General features: G+C 71.7%; 15 protein-coding genes. 12 read left to right on the top strand and 3 right to left on the bottom strand.

What is annotated here, in order from left to right; all coding sequences use genetic code 11:
• From J4H92_RS06295 to J4H92_RS06340, 10 genes are all read left to right on the top strand, one after another.
• Positions 1-2,808, top strand: a 2,808-nt coding sequence (locus J4H92_RS06295; protein WP_208097283.1) for an Ig-like domain repeat protein, incomplete at its 5' end; no start/stop codon positions are given.
• A 109-nt stretch (positions 2,809-2,917) separates the two neighbouring features.
• Positions 2,918-4,003, top strand: a complete 1,086-nt coding sequence (locus tag J4H92_RS06300) for an iron-siderophore ABC transporter substrate-binding protein (protein ID WP_208097285.1) — start codon at positions 2,918-2,920, stop codon at positions 4,001-4,003.
• Positions 4,004-4,190: 187 nt separating this feature from the next.
• A complete protein-coding gene (locus tag J4H92_RS15705; protein ID WP_208097287.1) occupies positions 4,191-5,948 on the top strand; it encodes an Ig-like domain repeat protein in 1,758 nt (585 codons plus the stop codon).
• A gap of 78 nt (positions 5,949-6,026) precedes the next feature.
• Entirely contained in the window at positions 6,027-9,512 is a 3,486-nt protein-coding gene (locus tag J4H92_RS06310) for a hypothetical protein (RefSeq protein WP_208097289.1), read from the top strand.
• A gap of 8 nt (positions 9,513-9,520) precedes the next feature.
• Positions 9,521-10,417, top strand: coding sequence for a hypothetical protein (locus J4H92_RS06315; RefSeq protein WP_208097291.1), 897 nt, complete (start codon positions 9,521-9,523; stop codon positions 10,415-10,417).
• The gene (locus J4H92_RS06320; RefSeq protein WP_208097293.1) at positions 10,414-11,508 is read left to right on the top strand and encodes a FecCD family ABC transporter permease; all 1,095 of its coding nucleotides are present in this window, start codon (positions 10,414-10,416) and stop codon (positions 11,506-11,508) included. The genes J4H92_RS06315 and J4H92_RS06320 overlap by 4 nt, the downstream gene beginning before the upstream one ends.
• Positions 11,505-12,611: an iron chelate uptake ABC transporter family permease subunit gene (locus tag J4H92_RS06325; protein ID WP_208097295.1), complete on the top strand. Its 1,107-nt coding sequence runs from the start codon at positions 11,505-11,507 to the stop codon at positions 12,609-12,611. The genes J4H92_RS06320 and J4H92_RS06325 overlap by 4 nt, the downstream gene beginning before the upstream one ends.
• Positions 12,608-13,462, top strand: a complete 855-nt coding sequence (locus J4H92_RS06330; protein WP_341783018.1) for an ABC transporter ATP-binding protein — start codon at positions 12,608-12,610, stop codon at positions 13,460-13,462. Before J4H92_RS06325 ends, J4H92_RS06330 begins: the two co-directional genes overlap by 4 nt.
• Positions 13,459-14,775 (top strand): enterochelin esterase, encoded by a 1,317-nt coding sequence (gene fes, locus J4H92_RS06335; protein WP_208097297.1) that lies wholly within the window; start codon positions 13,459-13,461, stop codon positions 14,773-14,775. Before J4H92_RS06330 ends, fes begins: the two co-directional genes overlap by 4 nt.
• On the top strand, positions 14,768-15,565 hold the full coding sequence (locus tag J4H92_RS06340; RefSeq protein WP_208097298.1) for an FCD domain-containing protein: 798 nt from the start codon (positions 14,768-14,770) through the stop codon (positions 15,563-15,565). Before fes ends, J4H92_RS06340 begins: the two co-directional genes overlap by 8 nt.
• A gap of 6 nt (positions 15,566-15,571) precedes the next feature.
• Here the strand turns inward: J4H92_RS06340 and J4H92_RS06345 are convergent, their stop codons facing one another.
• Complete coding sequence (locus J4H92_RS06345) at positions 15,572-16,411, bottom strand: siderophore-interacting protein (RefSeq protein ID WP_208097300.1); 840 nt, start codon at positions 16,409-16,411, stop codon at positions 15,572-15,574.
• A 16-nt stretch (positions 16,412-16,427) separates the two neighbouring features.
• Entirely contained in the window at positions 16,428-17,627 is a 1,200-nt protein-coding gene (locus tag J4H92_RS06350; RefSeq protein ID WP_208097302.1) for an aminotransferase class I/II-fold pyridoxal phosphate-dependent enzyme, read from the bottom strand.
• A gap of 86 nt (positions 17,628-17,713) precedes the next feature.
• On the opposite strand from J4H92_RS06350, the gene J4H92_RS06355 reads away from it, so the two are divergent.
• Complete coding sequence (locus J4H92_RS06355; protein ID WP_341783019.1) at positions 17,714-18,931, top strand: AMP-binding protein; 1,218 nt, start codon at positions 17,714-17,716, stop codon at positions 18,929-18,931.
• Positions 18,928-19,914: a 1,4-dihydroxy-2-naphthoate polyprenyltransferase gene (locus J4H92_RS06360; RefSeq protein ID WP_208097306.1), complete on the top strand. Its 987-nt coding sequence runs from the start codon at positions 18,928-18,930 to the stop codon at positions 19,912-19,914. Before J4H92_RS06355 ends, J4H92_RS06360 begins: the two co-directional genes overlap by 4 nt.
• 51 nt (positions 19,915-19,965) lie before the next feature.
• On the opposite strand, the gene J4H92_RS06365 is transcribed toward J4H92_RS06360, so the two are convergent.
• The gene (locus J4H92_RS06365; RefSeq protein ID WP_208097309.1) at positions 19,966-22,287 is read right to left on the bottom strand and encodes a M1 family metallopeptidase; all 2,322 of its coding nucleotides are present in this window, start codon (positions 22,285-22,287) and stop codon (positions 19,966-19,968) included.
• Between the last annotated feature and the right edge of the window lie 180 nt (positions 22,288-22,467).

Raw genomic sequence — 22,467 nt, forward strand, 5'->3', positions numbered from 1 at the left:
AACGCGCGTCCGACGTTCAATGCGGGGACGAAGAAGGTCTACGTGTCGGCGTACGACGATTCGACGATCACCGTGGTGAACGCCGATCCGGCTGATGCTGCGAACTACGGCAAGGCCGAGAAGGTCATCGACGTGACCACCGGTTCCTCGAGCGGGAACACGGGCACGAACGCGGTCGAGGTGGATGCGGAGCGGGGTCTGCTCTACTCGGCGAACCTCGACGCGGGTGTGACGGTCTACGACATCAACGACGACTACGCGCAGCTCGAGTTCGCCGCGGAGGACGGGAGCACCTACACGGACATCCCGACCAGCGGTCGTTCGGTGAACTTCGGTCTGAACGAGCAGACGGGCGAGGTCTGGGTCTCGACCTGGGGCTCCGCGGGCAAGGTCGACGTGATCGACCTGAATCTCGACGTGCCGACCAACACCGTCTCCACCCAGCAGGATCAGAACGCGACCGTCACCTACCCGAAGCAGTGGGTCGTGGGAGAGCCGCTGCGCGTCAAGGGCGAGGGCTGGGCGGGCACGACCGGCCAGGCCGGCTCGCGAGTCGCGATCAAGCTCGACCGCAACGGCACCGTGCGCAAGGACATCGTGTCCGAGCCGGAGGAGGCGCCGGACGAGACCGTCTGGCAGATCTTCGACGCGAACGCCGACGGCAGCTTCGACATCGAGATCGCGCCGTTCCCCACCACGGCGAACTCGAACCTCGTGGGAGCCAACCCGCCCGCGGCCTGGGTGGCCGGGACCACGCACCAGATCTCTCTCCTGTCGGGAAGCCTGGGCCTCGGAACGCCGCACGAGTCCGTCGCGCGCGGAGGGTTCTGGCCGGTCGAACTGGTCGAGGGGCCGGTCGAGAAGGTCTGGACCGCCGAGGTGACCGCCAAGGACTCGGCCGTGAAGAACGGCTACCAGCTGGCCGCGGCCGGCGGCAAGGTGTACGTGGCGGACGCTCAGTGGACCACCGCCGACGCGGTCGGCACCGGCAAGGTCGTGATCTTCAACGCCGAGAGCGGCGAGCACGTGGCGGATCAGGACTTCACCCAGCTGCGCCGCAACGACGGGATCGTGCAGGGTCAGGTGACGACCGCGCCCACCGGCAAGGTGGCCATCTTCGACGCGGCCGGCAAGGCGCACAAGGAGGACCAGAGCTTCCTGGGGCTGAGCCGCAACGACGGCACCGGGCTGGAGGGCGATGGCTTCGAGTGGGACGCGTCGTCGCCGGGCTCGCAGACCTCGATGCGCTCCACGTTCTCGCCGTACGGCATCGCGGTCGATCCCGATGTGAACGGCGAGACCACGATCGTGACCACGACCGCGCGTCAGCGCGATCCCGACGGCGCGGGCTACGGCGGCGGCGTCGTGATCTACAACGAGTCGCAGGGCGCTCCCACCGACGCGGATCGCGTCTTCAAGTACGCCGACGGCTCGCCGGTTCTGGCCGGTCCGCGCCGCATCGCGATCGACACCACGCGTGATCGCGCCTATGTGACGAACCTCGGCAACTCCCGCAACGCCGGGCCGCGCGACGGCTACGTCACGGTGCTCGACCTGACCAAGCGCGGTGCGGAAGCGGTGATCGCCCAGGTCACCGTGCCCGATCAGGCCGGCTCCGTGGGCATCGCGGTGGACGAGGCGAACAACCTCGTCTACGTGGGCGGCTACGCCGGGAAGACCGAGACGACCCCCGACCAGCCCGAGAAGCTGTACGTGATCGACGGTTCGAAGATCAAGGACACCGCTCCGGCAGACTTCGCGCTGAACGACGACGCGATCTCCGCTCTCGACGCGGTGGTGGGCGACAACGCGCGTCCGACGTTCAATGCGGGGACGAAGAAGGTCTACGTGTCGGCGTACGACGATTCGACGATCACCGTGGTGAACGCCGATCCGGCTGATGCTGCGAACTACGGCAAGGCCGAGAAGGTCATCGACGTGACCACCGGTTCCTCGAGCGGGAACACGGGCACGAACGCGGTCGAGGTGGATGCGGAGCGGGGTCTGCTCTACTCGGCGAACCTCGACGCGGGTGTGACGGTCTACGACATCAACGACGACTACGCGCAGCTCGAGTTCGCCGCGGAGGACGGGAGCACCTACACGGACATCCCGACCAGCGGTCGTTCGGTGAACTTCGGTCTGAACGAGCAGACGGGCGAGGTCTGGGTCTCGACCTGGGGCTCCGCGGGCAAGGTCGACGTGATCTCGGTCGAGGCGCTGGCTTCCGCGACCAAGACGACGGTCTCGTTCAGCCCGAAGCGGTTCGCCTACAACGGCGCCGCCACGGCGACGGTGCGGGTGAGCGCGGACGCGGGCGTGCCCGTCGGCAACGTCTCGCTCCGGATCAACGGCAAGACCTACAGCGCGAAGCTGGCGAACGGTCAGGCCAGGATCCGGCTGAACGCGGCGGTGAACCCGGGCAAGCGCGCGGTGACCGTCTCGTACGCCGGCGCGACCGGCTTCGAGAAGTCGTCGGCCAGGACCACGGTGACCGTGACCAAGGCGAAGCCGAAGGTGTCGGTGAAGCTGGCCAAGTCGAAGGTCAAGCGCACGCAGCGCGCGACGGCCCGAGTGACGGTCTCGCTGCCCGGTTCGCTGAAGGCGAAGCCGAGCGGGAAGGTCGTGATCTACGACGGCAAGAAGCGGATCGCCACGAAGACGCTGAAGGCGTCGGCGAACGGCAAGGTCTCCGTGAAGCTGCCCAAGCTGAAGCGAGGAACGCACAAGATCAAGGCGACGATCCTCTCGAACAGCAAGCAGTCGAAGGCGACGTCCTCCTCGACGACCCTCCGGGTCGTGAGGTAGCGATACGCTGAGCGGACGGGCGGGGGCCGACGGTTCCCGCCCGTTCCGCGTATCATCCCTCGGCAGCCGCCGATACCCCTGCGCCGATACCCCCTGGAGCCCCGCACCTATGAGGACCGCCGTTCGCGCCCGCGCGTTGACCACCGTTCTGCTGACCGCCGCGCTGGCGCTCTCCGCCAGCGGCTGCTCGAACGACGAGGGCGCGGAGCCCGGAGACGACGCGGGCTCGGCCTACGGCGTGGCCGTCGGCGAGGAGGGCATCGCCTCGGGGGTGCCCGGCATCGACGACGGCACGCCCATCCGCGTCATCGCGGACGTGAACCACGAACCGGTCGCGGTTCCCTCCGACCCGCAGCGGGTCGTCACCCTCTCGGAGCCCACGCTCGACGGCGCGCTCCGCCTGGGCGTCACCCCGGTCGGTTCCGTGAACGGACGCGGGCAGAGCACGATGCCCAACTACCTGCTCGACCTCGCGGAGGGCATCCCGAGCGTCGGCAGCGTCGCCCAGTTCAATTTCGAGGCGATCGCCGAACTGCAGCCGGACCTGATCCTCACCTACGCCTCCGGGGGCAACAACCCCGAGTCCGTCGCGATCCTCGAGCGGATCGCCCCCGTCTACTTCGTCGGATACGCCGGGGCGGACTGGCGGACCACGTTCGAGAACGTCGCGAACGCGCTGGGCGAGGCGGACGCGGGCGCCGAGGTGCTCGAGGAGTTCGACGCCTACGCCGCAGACGTGCGCGGGCGCCTGGCCTCCGCCGGGTATGCGGACAAGACCTACTCGATCGTGAGATGGCAGGGGTCGAACGCCTCGCTGATCCTGAAGGATCTGCCCCCGGGCATGGCCCTCGAGGCGCTCGGGCTCCAGCGCCCGCCCGCGCAGGATCGCGAGGGGCGCGGCCATTCGGAGCCCATCTCGCTCGAGAACCTCGCCGACGCCGACGCCGACGTGATGTTCTTCGGCACGCTCGGCGGTTCGAGCGTGGGGAACCCCGACGCCGGCGGCAGCGCGGACCTCTCCGGTGCTCGGCAGGCGCTGCGGGAGGCCGAGCAGGTGCCGGGGTTCCGCGAGCTGGAGGCCTACCGGAACGGCGAGGTGATCCTGGTCGACGGATCGCTCTGGACCTCCACCGGCGGCCCGGTGCTCATGACCCGGATCATCGAGTTCATCGAGCAGGAGCTGCTCTCCGACTGAGCGGTTTCGACGAGCGGCTGCCTTGACCTCAGATCATGGTTAGCCTAGCCTTGTATAGATCAGATAACAGCGCTCCGCAGGTCAGAGCCGGCTCGGAATGAGCGCTCGTCCGAGCGGGATCGGATGATCCGCCGAATCCCGGGCGACCGCGAGCACTGCCCGACGCCATTCGACGAGAGGGAGGCCCGTGTCCACTTCGTTCACCGCAGCCGGGAGGCGGGTGCTCGCCACCGCGGCGGCCATCGCCCTGGGGCTGACCGGATTCTCGCTCCCCGCGGCGGCTCAGGCGCTGCCGCAGGCCGGCGCCGTGCTGACGCAGGAGACCGGCGCCGCGGCGGCCATCGCCGTCACGAAGACCTCCGTCGAGCAGGCGGACTTCTTCTGGTTCGATCTCTCCGGCTTCACTCCGTCCGCATCCGTGACGGTGCAGCTCGTGAACCCCTCGGATCAGGTGGTGGCATCCGCGGGGTTCTCGATCGGCGCCGACGGCAACACCTACGACGAGGATCAGCAGACCTATCGCCGCGTGGAGGTGCCCCGCAACGCGGCTCCGGGCGGCGGCTACGCGCTGCGGGTGATCTCGACCCCGGATGCCGCGGTGCTCGCGACCAGCGAGGCGCTCACCGTGGCGGCCGCGACCCGTCGCGTCTTCAACACCGGCGACCACGGAGCGGGTGAGGAGGACACCGGGGTGCGGCAGGGCAACGCCTGGACCTTCCGCGCGGTGAACTTCGCCGCGGGCGGCAAGCTCACCGCCACGGCGTGGATCGACGGCACTCTCACCGAACTCGGCGGCATCGGCCAGATCAGCGCGAGCGAGAAGAAGTGGCAGCTCGACTCCTACGGCGACACCCGCACGCGCAACGGCTCGAGCCCGTTCTACACGCGGGTCTCCATTCCGGAGAGCACTCCCATCGGGCCGCTCGACGTGGAGTTCTCCGACGGGGTCAACACCCTCACGCGCACGCTCACCGTCGAACCCGCACCCGAAGACATCTCGTACCAGGTGTCGCGCACCGCGCAGCTCGGCGGCTCGGTCCGTCTCACGGGGACGGGCTGGGTGCACCCCGACGGGGTGGGGTCGAGGATCGCCGTGAAGATCAACGACGGCGACCTCAAACGCACGCCCGAAGGGCTGGTCCACAGCAACAACACGATCTGGACGATCATCGACGCCGAGAACGACGGCAGCTTCAGCGCCGACATCCCGATTCCCGACGGCACCGCGACCGGATCCGACGGCAGCGTTCCCGCGATCGCTCCGGGCAGCTACACCCTGCGCCTGCTCAGCGGCAATCTGAAGGCCGGCGACCAGAGCCGCAGCGTGGAGACCGATCCCATCGCGATCGGCCTGGGCAAGGCCGCGACCAGCACCGCCGTCACGCTCAGCCCGTCGAGCCCGAGCTACGGCGCCGCCCCGACCGCGACGGTGCGCGTCTCCTCCGCCGCGGACACGCCGACGGGCCGGGTGACGCTGAGGGTCGACGGACGCAGCTATCAGGGGAATCTCTCGGGCGGGCAGGCCAGGATCAAGCTGACGGCGGCCCCGCGGGCGGGCACGCGCACCATCGCGGTCTCCTACGCCGGGACCGACGAGCTGGCGGCGTCGACCGCCTCCCGCGCCGTGACGATCAAGAAGGCCACCCCGAAGGTGTCGCTCAGGCTCGCCAAGAGCACGGTCAAGCGCAGCCAGCGGGCCAAGGTCACGGTGACCGTGCCGAGCATCGGCGCGCTGAAGGTGCGCGCCACCGGCACGGTCCGGGTGTACGACGGCAAGAAGCGCATCGCCACGAAGAAGCTGACGAGCTCCGCGCGGGGGAAGGTGACGCTCTCGCTCCCGAAGCTCAAGAAGACGGGCGCCCACAAGATCCGGGTGCGTCTCGTCGGCAACGCCAATCTCAACGCGAAGGCCAGCGCGACCCGCACGCTCCGGGTCACCCGCTGACTTCGAACGGCGGTCGGGAGATCGGAGACGGTGAGGGACGAGAGGGGAGAACGAGGCGCAGTGACACGGCATCGGCCCATGCGACCGGCACCGGGTGCCGCGCGAGTGCCGCGCGGCACCCGCGCGGCACTCGCGCTCCTGGTCTCGTTGAGCCTCGTCTCCGGTCTGCCGACGGGCGCGGCGGCGATCTCGGAACCGGTGAGCTCCTCCGGCGCGATCGAGGGCGGCGAACCTGCGGGCGCCGGCGAGACCGGAGCCGTCTCGCCGGCGAACGCCGACGCGGGCGAGGAGAGGTCGTCGCGCGACCTCGATGAGGAGACCTCGGGCCAGGCGCGAGAGGCGTCCGCGCCGGCGGGAGTCCCGGCCGTCGATGGAGTCGAGGAGACGCGCATCGAGTCGGAGGGGGGGTCCGGAGACGAGGCGCCGTCTCCCGGCATCGGCGCATCGGCCAGATCCGCGACGTCGTCCGAGCCGACCGTCGCGATCCTCGACCGCGATGCGCAGGGCGCCCCGGTGAGCCGCCTGCGGGTCTATCAGCGCGTGGCCTTCACCGCGAGCGGCTTCGCGCCAGGCGGGCACCTGACGGCCCGGGCGACCGTCTCGAACGTGCCCGACACGCTGCTCGAGGGAGCGGGGCAGGCGGACTCGCTCGATCACGCCTGGCAGCTCGACGCGGATGGCGCCACCGCGGGCGACGCCGACTTCTTCGTCGACGAGGCGGCCCTCGGGGAATGGACGGTCGTCTTCAGCGACGGAGCCTCCGAGCGGAGCGTGGTCTTCGAGGTGGTGGCGCCGACGCTGGCGGTCGATCCCGCGACCGCGGTGCAGGGGGGCGCCGTCGACGTGTCGGGCGAGGGCTTCTTCCCGCGCGACGAGGAGGGAGCGGTGCTCACCCTCGCGATCCGAATCTGGCAGAGCGGCACCACGCTGCGGCGGGTCGAGACGGCCGCGGGCGAGGACGCCCGTGACTGGGTCACGCTGACCGTCGCCGCGGACGGCACGGCGGCGGGCGAGCTGCAGCTGCCGAACGGCACCCTGCGCGACGGCGCCGGCACGGGCGTGCCGGGCAGCAACCCGCGCCTCGCCGCTGGCGTATACGAGATCCGCGCGTTCCGCTCCGACGACCCGCAGACTCCGCACCGCGCCGCGCTCGAGGTCACGGAGGACGAGGGCGCGGAACCGGTCGACGAGCTGGGCGTCTGCCCCGACGGCACGATCACCTACGACGCGCGCACCGAGAACACCGGCGGCGCGGCGAACACGCCCTACCGCTACTGCGCGCCGGAGACGGTGGTGCACGGCGAGGACATCGTGATCACCGGGGCGGGCGGCTACTTCGCGCGGAACGGCAGCACCGGATCCGTGGTCAACTTCTTCGTCGACGCGCAGTACTCCGGCGACCCCGATACGCTGCGCCGGGTCGGTCGCAGCGTCGCGCATCCGATCACCGGTGCGGTGCTCGAGGATCGCAGCTTCGCGGCCGTGCAGGCGCACGCCGACGGCAGTTGGCAGGTGCGGATCCCGTTCCCCAGCTCGCTCAACGCCCGGGCCGACGACGGTCGCAGCATCGACGATCGCTGGGCGGTCGGCACCCAGCACTCGGTGCGCATGCTCACCAACACCCTGCTGGCCGGAGACCAGAGACGCTTCAACTCGGTCGATTTCACCGTGGTCGCCCGGGCCGGCGATGCACCGCGGCTGAGCGCGCCGAACTACCGCCACCACGGCTACACCTCCCGCCAGAGCGGCGACCGCGCCGTCGCCTGGCTGCAGTCCTACGTCGGCTCCGGCGGCCCGGCGAAGCTCACGGGAACCGGCTGGCTGACCACGACCGGGCGGCCGTCGACCGTCGAGGTGCGGCTGCTCGATGAGCACGGCGACTACTATCAGCGGACCGGCGGCGGCGACCGCACCCGGTGGACGACGGCGACCGCGACCGCCGACGGCGATCTCACATCCTGGATCCCGATGCCCGGCACGGTCGGGGCGGGCAGCTATGTCGCCGTCGAGCTGCGGACGGCGCCGAGCATCACCGCGGGCGACTTCGCGCGCAGCTGGCAGTCGAGCCCGATCGTCGTGGGCGACGTGCCGTGGACCGCTCCGCCGAGCCAGGGGGCGACGTGCACCGCCGCGCCGACCAGAGCCAGCCACCGGCTCGCCCCCGGCATGGAGAGCCCGGCCGCGAACATCGGCGGCACGATCCGGCTCACCGGCAAGAACTGGTGCAACACGGTCGGCGGCGGCTCCCTGATCGCGATCAAGATCAACGCCGGCGCCTATGCGCACAAGGGCGGCGCCTCCGCCAGGATCGTGAACGCGGCCACCGGCAGAGTGTCCGCCTGCCAGGCGACCGTCTGCAAGACGAACAAGACGATCTGGTACGTGATCGAGGCCGAGGAGGACGGATCGTTCGACGTCGAGGTGCCGGTTCCCGGCCGCACCAACTCCACTCCGGCCTTCGCCGAGGGGTCCTACTCCTTCCAACTGCTCACCCGCACGGTCGCCGCGGACCCCTACTACCGGAACGCGCGGCTCGATCCCTCGCGATCCATCGAGACGGCGGAGTTCACCGTGGTGAAGGAGGGCGCCTCGCTGAAGAATGTGAGACCCGGCAAGCCCTCGGCTCCCGCGGAGGCGCTGCACGAGACCCAGGATCTGCGCGACTCGCGGCGGGGCGGGGTGCGCGTGGCCCAGGGCGCGCGCAGCTGGACGGTGACCGTGCCGCGCGCGCGGGCCGGCGACTGGGTCTACGTCAACGTCTACGACGGCCAGACGCCGCGCTTCCCGTGGCGCACGGAATGGTATCGCGTGAGGGGATCCGGCACGGTCGAGCTGCCGCTGAAGGGCGTCGTGCTGCCCGTCGGCACCAACAAGCTCTCGGTGCAGGATCGCAGCGGCGCGCTGCTCGGCTGGGCGCGCGTGACGGTGCGGTCGCCCGCGGGCTCGGATCCGAGCGACGGCGGCGACCGCGGGAGCGGTTCGACCGGCCGCGTCCTCACGGGCGGGACCGCGCGCTCCGCTGCGACGTCCTCCGTCCAGCCGGCCCACATCCCGGCGCCGCCGGTGCGCGCCTACGATGCGCTGACCGCACGGAACGCCGGGGAGGCGACCGCAGTGACGCGGCAGGGCGAGATGCGGGTGACGCTGCCGCAGGGCGCCGGCTGGGTGTTCCTCTACCTGTACCCCGAGAGCGGGGATCCGATCCCGATCGATTGGGTGCGGGTCGGCAGCGACGGACGCTTCACCGTCGAGCTGGGGGATCTGCCCGCGGGACGCTACCGGATCGCCATCGTCGACGAGGACGGCGCGCTGCTCGGCTGGGTGAGCGTCACGGGCGCCGCCGGAGCCGACGACTCCGACACCGCTGCAGCGGAGGAGGCCGTCGGCGAGATCGCGGGCGAGCAGCCCCGTGCGGCCGCGATCGGCGGGGCCGATCCGACGCTCAACCTGATCCTGGTCGCCGCCGCCGTGCTGCTGCTCGCCGGCTCCGCCGCAGGATTCATCACCCTGCGCGGTCCGCTCCCCGGCAGACCCGCACGACCCGAACCGCCGCAGCCCTCATGAGGAGATCCATGCGCACCGTCACCACTTCGTCAGGCCTCCGCACCGGCGTCGTCGTCGTCGCGGTCGTCGCCGCCCTGCTGCTGCCGGGGGCGGTCGCGTCCGCCGTGCCGGCCGACGGCCCCGGCTCGGACACCTCCGGCACGAGCTCGCGGGTGTGGCCCGCCGAGGTGCGGGTGGGCGACCGCCTCAACTTCGAGGTCGCCGGCTATCCGGCGAACGAGACGCTCTACATCAAGATCGACGACGGCGCGGCCTGCTCGGACACCTCTCACGGCGCCTGCGTCTACGCCACCCAGAAGCTCGACGCGAACGGCAGCGCCTCCGGGTCGATCGTGGTCCCGAAGCTCGGCACGGGCGCGCACTGGCTGCGCATGCTCGCGACGGGCGACGTGTTCGACAAGAAGACCGGCGAGAAGCTGGGCTACGAGGGCTACACCCGGCGGGGAGGCAACGATTTCACCGTGGTCGCCGGCGGGTCGGGCTCGAGCACGGACTCCGGACCGAGCTCGGACAGCGCCCCGTCGGGCGGCGGCACCGAGGTCGACGGCGAGCCCGGAGAGGAGGATGTCGAGGGCGGCACCGTCGCGATCGACGCCACGGAGATCGGAGACATCGAGATCGACGAGGAGACCCGGCGCGAGCTGGAGGAGCTCACCGCCAACGTCGCCGAGGGCGAGGAGGCCACGGCGGCCGACGAGGTCGACGCCTCGGCGGCGGAGGCCGTCCCGGGCAGCGGGATCCCGGTCGTCGGGATCGTCGCGGTGGGCATCGCGGCGCTGCTCGGGGGCGCTCTCCTCACCTGGGCGATCGTGCGTCGCCGCAGACTGCTCGCGTCGTCCGGGCCGGAGACCTCCGGCGCGCGGAGCGACGAGGCGGCGTCGAACAGCGAAGCGCCGGAGGGATGACCGGCTCGACCGCCCCGGTGTCCGCCGCAGGCACGTCCGCCGTCCCCGAGACCTCCGGCGCCGCGCGGCGAGACCCCGGCACCGGCTTCGCGAGACCCGGCGCCGTGCGAGCCTCCGCCATCGTCCTCTCGCTCCTGCTGCTCGGGGTCGCGATCCTGCTCTCGCTCTCCTTCGGCTCCAAGCACATCCCCCTCGGCGAGACCTGGTCGCTGCTGCTGCACCCCGACGACACGGCCGAGAGCCTCGTCCTGCACGAGCTGCGCCTGCCGCGCACGCTGCTGGCGATCGTCGTCGGCGCAGCGCTCGGCATCGCCGGCGGCCTCATGCAGTCGCTCACCCGCAATCCCCTCGCGGATCCCGGCGTGCTGGGCATCAACGCCGGCGCCTCGCTCGCGGTCGTCCTCGCGGTCGCGCTCACGGGGGTGAGCGGGATCGGCTTCTACCTCTGGTTCGCGTTCGCCGGCGCGGCGCTCGCCTCGGCGGGCGTCTACGCGCTCGGATCCTCGGGGCGGAACGCCGCGACCCCGGTGCGTCTGGCGCTCGCCGGAGTCGCCATCAGCGCGGCGCTGCAAGCGCTCACCAACACGGTGATCCTCGGCGACCAGGTCGCCTACAACGAGTTCCGCTACTGGGTCTCCGGCTCCCTCGAGGGGCGCTTGATCCCGATCCTCCTCGTCATCCTGCCCTTCGTGATCGTGGGCGTGCTGCTGGCGCTGCTGCTCGCCCCCGCGCTCAACGCGCTCGCGCTCGGAGTGGACACGGGCCGTTCGCTCGGGGTGAGGGTCACCCGCACGCGGGTCGGCGCGATGGTCGCGATCACGCTGCTGTGCGGGGCCGCGACCGCGGCGGTCGGCCCCATCGGATTCGTCGGTCTCGCGGTGCCCTTCGCCTCCCGACTGCTCGTCGGCAGCGATCAGCGCTGGGTCACGATCACGAGCGCCATCCTCGGCCCCGCGTGGCTGCTGATCGCCGACGTGCTCGCGCGCGTCGTCGTCGCGCCCGAGGAGGTGCCGGCCGGCGTGATCGCGGCGCTGCTCGGCGCTCCGGTCTTCATCGCCATCGTCCGCAGCAGAAGGCTCGCGGCGCTGTGAGCGCGGTCGCACCGTCCGCGGCGGGCCCGTCGCCCGGCACGCAGCCGCCGCTCGCGGGAGCGGAGAGGGGCGGCGCCCGTCACGGTCGGGTGCGGCTGGGCCCCCTGCGGCTGCGATTCGAGCGGCGCGGCGCCGTCGTCTACGCCGTGCTCGGCGCGGCCGCCGCGGCCGCCGCGCTGGCCGGCATCCTGATCGGCGACTATCCGATGACGCTCGCGGAGGTGCTCGCCGCGTTCGCGAACGGCAACGCGGATCCGCTCATCGACTACTTCGTGCTCGAGGTGCGGCTGCCGCGCGCGGTCACCGCGCTGCTGGTCGGGGCCGCGCTCGGCATGTCGGGGGCGCTCTTCCAGACGGTCTCCGGCAACCCGCTCGGCAGCCCAGACATCATCGGCTTCACGACCGGCGCGGCCACCGGAGCGCTGCTGCAGATCATCGTGTTCGGCGGCGACACCCTGGCCACCGCGCTCGGGGCGGTCCTCGGCGGCCTCGTCACCGCGGTGCTGGTGATCGGGCTCTCCTGGCGGCGCGGGGCCCCGGGATTCCGGCTGGTGCTGGTCGGGATCGGCGTCGGCGCGATGTTCTCCGCCGTGAACGCGCTCCTCGTGGTGAAGGCGCCGCTCGAGCTCGCCCAGACGGCCGCGCAGTGGCTGGCCGGATCGCTCAACTCGACGCTCTGGCCGGAGGCGCTCACGGTCGCCGCGGTCCTGCTCCTCCTCGCCCCCGCCCTCGCGGTGCTGGCCCGCCCGCTCGGGCAGCTGCCGCTCGGCGACGCCGCCGCGGTCGGCATCGGCGTGCGGGCGCAGGCGACCCGGATCTGGGCGGTGATCCTCGGCGTGATCCTCATGGGCGTGGCGACGGCGTCGACGGGCCCCATCGGGTTCATCGCGCTCGCGGCGCCGCACCTGGTGCGTCGCCTCACCGGCACCTCGGGGGTGCCGATCGCCGGAGCCGCGCTCATGGGCGGGGTGCTCGTGCTGGTCAGCGACCTCATCGCGCGCCGCATCTTCGCGCCGACCGAGCTCGCCGTGGGAGTGATCACGGGCGCGCTCGGCGGACTCTACCTCATCTGGCTGCTCGCGATCGAGAGGAGACGACTGTGAGTGCCGCACGTCTGCGAGCCGAGGGGCTCCGGGTCGGGTACGGCCCGAAGAACGAGATCCTGCACGGGGTCGACATCGAGATACCCGACGGCGAGCTCACCGTGATCGTCGGGCCGAACGCCTGCGGCAAGTCGACGCTGCTGAAGACCCTCGCCCGCATGCTGCCGGTGCAGTCGGGACGGGTGCTGCTCGACGGCGCGCCGATCCACGCACTGCCCTCGAAGGCGGTGGCCCGTCAGCTCGGCCTGCTGCCGCAGGATCCCTCGGCGCCCGACGGCATCGTGGTGACCGATCTGGTCGCGCGCGGCCGCTATCCCCACCAGAGCCTGCTGCGGCAGTGGTCCCCGGACGACGAGCGCGCCGTCTCCGCGGCCCTCCGCGCGGCGCGGGTCGAGGATCTCGCCGAGCGGCGCGTCGAGGAGCTCTCCGGCGGACAGCGGCAGCGCGTCTGGATCGCGATGGCGCTCGCGCAGGAGACGCCGATCCTGCTCCTCGACGAGCCCACCGCCTACCTCGACATCTCGCACCAGGTCGAGGTGCTGAAGCTCGCCAGAGGTCTGCAGCGCCGCGGGTTCACCGTGGTCGTGGTGCTGCACGAACTCAACCTGGCGTTCCGCTACGCCACCAATCTCGTGGTCATGCGCGAGGGGCGGATCGTCGCGCAGGGCGCCGTGGGCGATGTCGTCACGCCCGAGCTGATCCACGAGGTCTACGGGCTGCCGTGCAGCATCATCGCCGACCCGATCTCCGGACGCCCGCTCGTGGTGCCCGTCGACCTCGACGAGGACCTGGACGAGGCCGGCGAGGGACCCGCCGCCGCGCCCGTCGACGCGGATGCCGAGCGGGGGTGAGCGCGACGCCGCGGCGGACCCCGCCCAAGACACCCCGGCCCGATCGGGCGCCCCTCGCCGCCAGCGCGGAGATACGTCGCTGGGAGGAGGATCTGCGGCGGACCCGGGCCGAGCGGCGACGCGCACGCGCGCAGGACTTCTGGTCGGAGTTCCGCGACGCCCCGATCATCGAACGCTCGGACCGGTCCGACGAGCGGATCGTCACCTTCCTGTGGCAGGACGCGGCTGCGGCCGAGGTCCTGCTCTTCGCCAACAAGCTCACCGATGAGCGCGACATCGCCTCCAGCCTCATGCGCCGGCTGCGGGGGACCGACATCTGGCACCTGTCCTACCGGATGCGGGCCGACTGGCGGGCCAGCTACGGCTTCCTCACCCGCGATCGCGGCGATGCCTGGCCCTGGGGCGACGGGGATCATGCGTCGATCAGGCGTGCGCTCGACCACTCGCGCGCGGATCCGCGCAATCCCCGCTCGATCCCGAACCGTCCGGGAACCCCGCTGTCGCTCGTGGAACTGCCCGATGCGCCGCGGCAGCCGTGGGCGGAGCACCGACCCGACCTCGGGTCGCGCGGCGCGCTCGACGAGCGCCGGGGGCCGGACGGGCGGCCCGTCTGGGTCTACGTGCCCGCGCCGTCCGCGGTGGCCGCCGCGTCTCCCGGTGCCGTCTCCGCAGCCCTTCCCGTGGTCGTCATCCTCGACGGCGACGCCTGGGTGCGGCACCATCGGATCTCCGCGACCCTCGACAATCTGATCGCGGACGGTCAGATCCGGCCCTGCCTGGTGCTGCTCCCCGACTCAGGGGGAAGCGAGCGGAGATGGGAGGAGCTCGATGCGCGAGGAGACGGTGCGCGCTGGATCGTCGAACGATTGCTGCCCTGGGCGCGCGGGCGGTTCCCGGTCAGCGCGGATCCGGCGGAGACGATCGTCGCGGGGCAGAGTCTCGGCGGGTACACCGCGCTGCGCGCGGCGTTCGAGTACCCCTCCGTGGTGGGCGGCGTGATCAGCCAGTCGGCCTCCCTCTGGCAGCAGGGCCTGGCCGATCCCGCGTCCATTCCCGGCACCGTCCGCGGACTCCGCATGTACCTGGAGGTCGGTGCGCACGAATGGGTGCTGCGGGAGCCGAACCGGAGACTCGCCGACGCCGTCGCGGCTGCCGGCGGCGACATCCGCTATACCGAGTACAACGGCGGGCACGACTACGCCTGCTGGCGCGGCGGTCTCGCCGACGGTCTGCGCGTCCTGCTCGGTCCGGCGGCCCCGCCCCGACGGTTGGACACTAGACTCGAGACGAACAGGGGAGGGCAGCGTGTTTGAGACGCCGACGGGCAGCGGGAAGGCGTTCCTCACCCAGAAGGCCCTCCGCCAGAACATCGTCGACGGGACCTGGCCGGTCAATTCGCGCATCCCCAAGGAGGCGGAGCTGATGCAGATGTTCGGCGTCGGCAAGTCGACCGTGCGCGAGGCGGTCAGCTCGCTGACCTCGCTCGGAATGCTCGAGCCCATCAAGGGGGTCGGCACCTTCGTGCGCTCCCTCACGCCGGTGAGCTCCATGATGGGCCAGTACGTGAGCGCCTACCCGCTCGAGCAGATCCTCGTCTACCGGCGCGCGCTCGAGATCGAGGCCGCCCAGCAGGCCGCGGTCAACCGGACCGGGGAGCAGCTCGACGCCCTGCGCGCCTCCTACGCCTACGACCGCCGGGCGGAGCCCGATTCGCCGCCGACCACCGCGCGCGGGCAGATCCCCGGCTCGTTCCACCACCTCGTCTTCGAGGCCGCGGGCAATCAGCTCATGTCGAGCATGTACGCCGGCGTCATGGGCGCCATCCGGGTCGCCCGGGCCGCGGGCACCGTGGTGTACGGCGCCACCCACGACCTGAGGCATCTCGACCACGGGGCGATCCTCGCGGCGATCGAGGCCGGGGACGTGGCGGGCGCCGCGCACGCGATGGCCCTGCACGTCGACCGCGACCTGGTGCCCGAGAGCGGGATCGCGCTGCCGCTCGACGAAACGGATCCCGGTGAGGCGGTTCCGGGCCCACCCGCCGAGACGCCGACCGTGCGGGCCGGCTTGCTGCACGGGGCCGGTCTCGACCCGGCGCTGTAGCCGGGCTCAGTCCTCCGGATCGGCCGGATCGAGGGGGGCGTGGTGGTCCAGCGCCACCGTCCCCCGCTTCCAGTAGCCGTCCACCTGGGCCTGATCCTTGGACAACCCCAGCTCGCGGCGCAGGTAGCGGCGCAGCGGGATCAGCGCGGTCGCCTCGCCCGCCAGGAACAGGAAGGTCCCCTCGTCGATGTCGAGTTCCCGCAGGGCGGTCTCGACTCGCGCCTCGCGATCGTCGCCGGAGAACCAGCGGAGATCGTGCTCGGGTCCGGCTCGGCCGACGAGATAGTCGGCGGTGCCCGGATCGGCGACGCCGAAGAGGCCGGTCACCGGGACGTCGCTCAGCTCGTCCAGCCAGCGGGCGGCCGCGGGCAGGGCCGACTCGTCGGCGACGATCACCGCGGAGTCGAGATCGCGCGGCGGCAGGAGGGAGCCCCGGGGGCCGCCGATGCCCACCTCGTCGCCGGGCTGCGCCCGAGCGGCCCACGCCGACGCCGGTCCGCCGTCTCCCTCGGACGACCCGCTGCCGTGCAGCACGAAGTCGATGTCGAGCTCAGGTCCGCTCGCCGCGTCGCGGCGGAAGGAGTAGGGGGTGTAGTCCCGCACGATCGCGTCGTCGCCGCGCAGCCCGCGCGCACCCGGCTCGGGCAGGGCGAGCTCCCGCGTCACCGGGTCGGGGAAAATCACCTTGACGTGGTCGCCGGGGGCGAGCGTGACGAAGTCCTCCAGGTCCTCGCCGCCCAGGGTCACCCGCGTGAAACCCGGTGCGATCCGCGTGTTCCGCAGCACCCGCAGCCGTCGCACGCGCAATTCGTGCATGACCCGCTCCCGCGCGAAGCCCTCGCTCATCGTAGTCCTCTCCCGCCTAGGCGAAGAGCCGCTGCAGCCGCTGGACGCCCTCGAGGAGCGCGTCGTCCCCCAGGGCGTAGCTGAAGCGCAGGTAGCCGCTCGGTCCGAACGCCTCGCCGGGGACGGCGGCGACCTCGGCCTCGGAGAGGATCAGGTCGGCGAGCTCGAGAGAGCTGCGCGCGGTCGTCCCCCGGATCTCCCGACCGAGGGCGCCGGTCACGTCCGCGTAGGCGTAGAAGGCGCCCTCGGGGTTCGGGACGTGGAAGCCCGGCACGCGGTTCAGCTCGTCGACGATCAGCCTGCGGCGACGGTCGAAGGCGAGACGGAACTCCTCGATCGGCTCCTGCGGCCCGGTCAGGGCGGCGATGGCCGCGCGCTGAGCGATGTTGTTCACATTCGAGGTGAGGTGCGACTGCAGGTTCGAGGCGCCTGTGATGATGTCCGCCGGGCCGACCATCCATCCCAGGCGCCAGCCGGTCATCGCATAGCTCTTGGCGACGCCGTTGACGAGGATCGTGCGTTCCGCGAGGGCGGGTGCCGCCTCGACGATCGACGTGGCGCGGACGCCGTCGTAGGTCAGGTTCTGATAGATCTCGTCGGCGACGACCCAGAGCCCGTGGCTCTCGGCCCAGTCACCGATGGCGCGGGTCTCCTCCGGCGAGTACACGGCGCCCGTCGGGTTGGACGGCGAGACGAAGAGCAGCACCTTCGTGCGCTCCGTCCGCGCCGCCTCCAGCTGCTCCACGGTGACGCGGTAGCCCTGATCCGCGCCGGCGAACACCGTCACCGGCTCGCCGTCGGCCAGGCGGATCGCCTCGGGGTAGGTGGTCCAGTACGGGGCCGGGACGAGCACTTCGTCGCCCGGGTCGAGCAGCACCTGGAACGCCTGGTAGACGGCCTGCTTGCCGCCGTTGGTGACGATGGTCTGCGAGGCGGGCACCGCCCACCCGGAATCCCCGGCGGTCTTCGCGGCGATCGCCTCGCGCAGCTCCGGCAGGCCGGCCGCGGCCGTGTACCGGAAGTTCTTCGGCTCGTCCAGCGCGGCGCGCGCGGCGTCGACGATGTGCGGCGGCGTGGGGAAATCGGGCTCGCCGGCGGCATAGCTGATGACCGGTCGCCCCTCGGCCTGCAGGGCCTTCGCCTTGGCGTCGACCTTGAGCGTCGCGGACTCGGCGATCGCTGCGATCTTCTTCGAAAGACGGGAGTTGATGCTCACGCCTCGAGTCTAGTGCTCATGCGTCGGGTATGGCGGTGCCGGGGCGCTTGCGTCGCGTCCTGCGCGGTGGTGGATACCCTGGGAATGTGAATACGACATCCCTACGCACCATCCCCACCGACGACCGGGCCTGGCTGCTCGCGGGGCTCGCGGATGCGCTCGACGGCGGCGCGCCGATCCTGCCCGTCGGCTCCGGAACCGCTCCCTCCTACGTCCAGCACCTGCAGCAGCGCCCGCTGCCCGACGGAACCGCCGTCCTGGTTCGCACCTCCGGATCGAGCGGGGTGCCCAAGACCGTGGCGCTCTCGGCGGAGGCGCTGCGCGTCAGCGCCCGCGCCGCGCACGAGGCGCTCGGGGGAGACGGGCAGTGGCTGCTGAACCTGCCCGCGCACCTCATCTCCGGCCTGCAGATCCTCGTCCGCAGCGTGGTGCTCGGCCAGGAGCCGGTGTTCGTCGACGGCCCCTTCGATCCCGCGCGACTGCTCGACGCCGCCGATCGGATGTCGCACGAGCGGCGCTACGTGTCGCTCGTGCCCGTGCAGCTCTCCCGCCTGCTCGAGCTGGCAGAGGCCGACGCCGGCGCCGCCGAGACGCTGCGCGGTTTCGCCGGAGTGCTGGTCGGCGGGCAGAGCACACCGCTCGGCCTCCGCCAGCGCGCCCACGAGCTGGGGGTTCCTCTGCGTCGCAGCTACGGCATGACCGAGACCGCCGGCGGCTGCGTCTACGACGGGGTCGAGATCGGAGACACCCGCGTGCGGATCCGCGACGGCGAGGTGCAGGTCTCCGGCTCCTGCCTCGCGCTCGGCTACATCCGCGATCCCGAGCTGACCGGGGACCGGTTCATCGAGGAGGACGGAACGCGCTGGTATCGCACGGGCGATGCCGGGCGCCTCCTGGGGGGCGTGCTCGAGGTCACCGGACGGCTCGACCGGGTGATCGTCTCCGGCGGAGTGAACGTGTCGCTCGACGAGATCGAACGGCGCCTCGAGGGGGTGCCCGGCTGGACGGGCGCGGTCGTGCTCGGACTCCCGGACGACGAGTGGGGCGAGCGGCCCGTGCTCGTGCGCGAGCTCGCCGACGCCGCGGGCGGCAGGTCGTTCGACGAGGTCCGCGCCGAGCTGCGCGCCGCGCTCGGCGCCGCGGCCGTGCCGGAGCGCGTCATCGAGGTCGACGAGATGCCCAGGCTCGCGGGCGGCAAGCCCGACCTGCGCAGACTCCGCGCGGAGCACCGGCCCGCGCCCGGCGGCGACCCGGCCGCCGATCCGCGCTCGATCGCGGCTGCGAGGGACGGGGACCCGTCATGAGCGCGGCGGCGCACGACCGGCGCAGATCCGGCAATCCCGCGGTGCGGGCTGCGGCCGAGCGGCTCTCCGCCGACGGCGGCCCCGCGGCCATCACCTGGCGCGACTGGATCGGGGGAGCGAGGCTGCGCACACTCCCGCTCGCGATCGCCCCGGTCGCGGCGGGGGCCGGCCTCGCCGATCTGGCGCGGGGCTTCTCGCCGGCGCTCACGCTGCTCGCGCTCGCCGTCGCCGTGTTCCTGCAGATCGGCGTGAACTACGCGAACGACTACAGCGACGGCATCCGCGGCACGGACGCCCACCGCGGCGTCGGCGGGGATGCGGGGGCGGTGGCGGGTCCGCTGCGGCTCACCGCGTCGGGGCTCGTCGAGCCGAAACGGGTGCTGGCGGTCGCGCTCGTCTTCTTCGGCCTCGCGGCGCTCGCCGGTCTGGTCGCGGTCGCCCTCAGCGGCCGCTGGTGGTTCCTCGTCATCGGCGCGCTCGCGATAGTGGCGGCCTGGTTCTACACGGGCGGTCGACGACCCTACGGCTACGCGGGCCTCGGCGAGATCGCGGTGTTCGTCTTCTTCGGTCTCGTGGCCACCGTCGGCACCGTGTGGCTGCAGACCGACCTGCAGATGCAGGAGCCGTGGATCGCGGGCGCCGGGGTCGGTTTCTTCGCGGTCGCGGTGCTCGTCGTCAACAACACCCGCGATATCGAGACCGACCGGATCGCGGGCAAGCGCACGCTGTCGGTGAGAATCGGCGATCGCGCGTCGAGGATCCTCTACGTCGTCTGCGTGCTGCTGCCCTTCGCGGTGCCCGCCCTCTATCTCGTGATCTATCCGGGCATGGTTCTCGTCTGGCTCGTGCTCCTCGCGGTGATCCCGGCGTGCATCATCGCGCTGCTGGCCAGGAGCGCGCGGGAACTCGTCGTGGTGCTGGCCGTGACGAGTCTGGCGGCGCTCGCGTACGGCGTGCTGCTCGGAGTGGCCTTCGCCTTCTGAGCGCTGCCGGCACCCCCGGCAGCACTCAGCCGCGCGGCGCGGGTTCCCGGCTCACCGCTTCGCGATCCGAACGCGCGTGCTCTGCTTCGAGACGGAGGCGAAGTCCTTCTTGGTCCCGGTGACGGTGACGCGCACCCGTTTGCCCGCGTCGGACTTCTTGACCTTGTAGGTGGACTTCGTACCGACATACCTGCCGTTCACCTGCCAGCGGTAACCGAGCTTGACGCCCGAGTCCCAGCGGCCCGTCTTCACGGAGAGGGTACGCCCCGGCGCGGCCTTGCCCCGGATCACCGGGGCGGGGGTCCGCTGCAGCTTCCGAAGCGCGACCCGGACGGTGGGGTCGCTGGTGGAGCTCGCCGGATGGTAGCCGTCCCGGCTCGCGGTCACCCGCAGCGAGAGGCGCCTGCCCGCGTCGGCCGAGACCGGCCGATAGCTCCGCGAGACCGCACCCGGGATCGCATCGCCGTTCCGCAGCCACTGGTACGAGGCGGTGTTCGCGGAATCCCAGTCGCTCAGGACGGCTTCGAGGGCGCCGCCGACGACCGGGGTGCCCGAGATCCTCGGTCGGGCGGGCTTCGAGAGCGAGCCCTCGGTCACCGGGGCGCGGCGCTGCGTGAACTCGGTCAGCGGCGCGACGCGGGGATTCTCGGCGGACGCGCTCACGCCGATCACCTTGTCGAGGTGGTCGACGGTCAGGTCGAAGGTCTCGCCGTCCGCCCCCGGCACCTCCTCGCCGTCCACGTACCAGGCGATCGTCACGTCGTCGAGCGCGCTCGGCCATCCCGTCAAGGAGGCGGTGAGGGTGCCGCCGACCCGGCCCGGACCCGAGATGCCGAGCGTCGGCTCGGAGACGGGTCGCAGGACGTGCCGATCGGGGGCCGCGGGCCAGTCGGGCTTCGCCGGTGCGTTCACCCAGGCCTGCCCGAACGGGGCGAAGTCCAGCCCGCTCAACTCGGTCGCGAGGGCGAAGAAGTCCTCCTGCGAGGCGTGGGAGCCCGCGAACCTGGCGTGCCATTCGACCATGAAGGCGTCGAAGCGCGCCGTGCCGAGGATGTCCTCCATCGCCCCGAGCATCTGGCCGGGGCGCTGATAGACCGACCAGTTGTTGAACAGTTGGGCCGGGTCGGAGATCTTGGGCGGGATGGCCCACGAGGCGTGGTTCGCGGCGCGGCTGTTCCAGCTCGAGCGCAATCGGGCGACCGGTGGACTCGCGTTCTCGCCCTTGTCGTAGGCGAAGGCCATCGGCAGGTAGGTCGCGGGACCCTCGTTCAGCCAGATGTCGCTCCAGTCGCCGGGGGACACCGAGTTGCCGAACCACTGGTGCCCGATCTCGTGGACCAGGGTGTTGAAGCTCACGCTCCGTTCGAAGTAGGAGCGGTCCTGCGTCTCGAGCGCATAGCCGAGGCTGGTGCGGTCGACCACGATGCCGGCGCTCACGCCGGGGTAGGGGCCGTAGCGGCTCTCCATCCACTGCATGATCTCCTGCATGCGCGCCCGGTTGTTCAGCGTGGTCGTCAGCTGGGTGCCGGTGATCTCGGTGTCGATGAAGGACCACTCCCGGACGGTGCGTCCGTTCAGCAGTTCGATGTCGTTCTCGTAGACGCGGTAGGAGCCGATCGACACGAGGGAGAGATAGGTCGCCTGCTGCACCGGCTGGTTCCACACCCATCTGGTGCGCTCGACGCCGCCGGAGCTGTAGCTCGCCTTCGAGGTGAGCACGCCGTTGCTGGCGGCGGCCAGCGCCTTCCCGGCCTGGTTCTGGCTGGGGATGTCGATCGTGAAGCGGTGGGTGGCCTTGTCCGTGGGCGTGTTGTTGTTCGGGTACCAGGTCATCGCGCCGACGGGCTCGTTGACGGCCGTGGCGCCGTCGTCGGTGCGGACCCAGCCCTCCCAGGAGCCGTCGGGATCGACGAAGTGGTTGGGCTCGCCGGAGTAGTCGATCACCGCCTCGAACTCGCCGGTCACCGGCTCCGCCGGCGTGATCACCAGTTTGTAGGAGATCGCCTGGTCGTCGTGGATGCGGGTGAACGCGGCGGGCTCCCCGTCGACGGTGACCGCGTCGACCGTCAGATCCTTGAGGTCGAGCGCGAAGGACGCGAGCGTGCGCTCCGTGCGTGCGCGCAGCGTCGTCTGCGAGTCCATGCGGTTCGTCGCGGGGTCGTAGGTGATGGAGACGTCGTAGTGGAGCGCGTCGTAGCCTCCGTTGCCGACGTTCGGATAGACGGTGTCGCCCGCCGTGAGCGCGCCGTGCTCCGGCTCTGCGGCGACCGCGGGTGCGGCCAGCCCCGCTCCCGAGAGCGCCAGGGCGGCGCCGATGACGAGAGCGGCGGCCCTGCGCCGGAGACCCGGAGTGTCGAGTGTGCGTGGCATCATGTTCCCCCATTGGACAGAGATGTTCGGATTCGCGCTCGCGACGGCGCCCTCGCCGCCGCGGATTGACGCTCAGCGTACCCCAGCTCGTCCCGCGGGGGAAACGCCGTTCGCAGCCCGCAATCCGCCCGTAACACGAACGTGCGCTCGACACCCCGCCGTCCCGTGCGCTGTTCCGCGTCC

The sequence above is a fragment of the Leucobacter weissii genome, assembly GCF_017565745.1.
Classification (GTDB): Bacteria; Actinomycetota; Actinomycetes; order Actinomycetales; family Microbacteriaceae; genus Leucobacter; species Leucobacter weissii.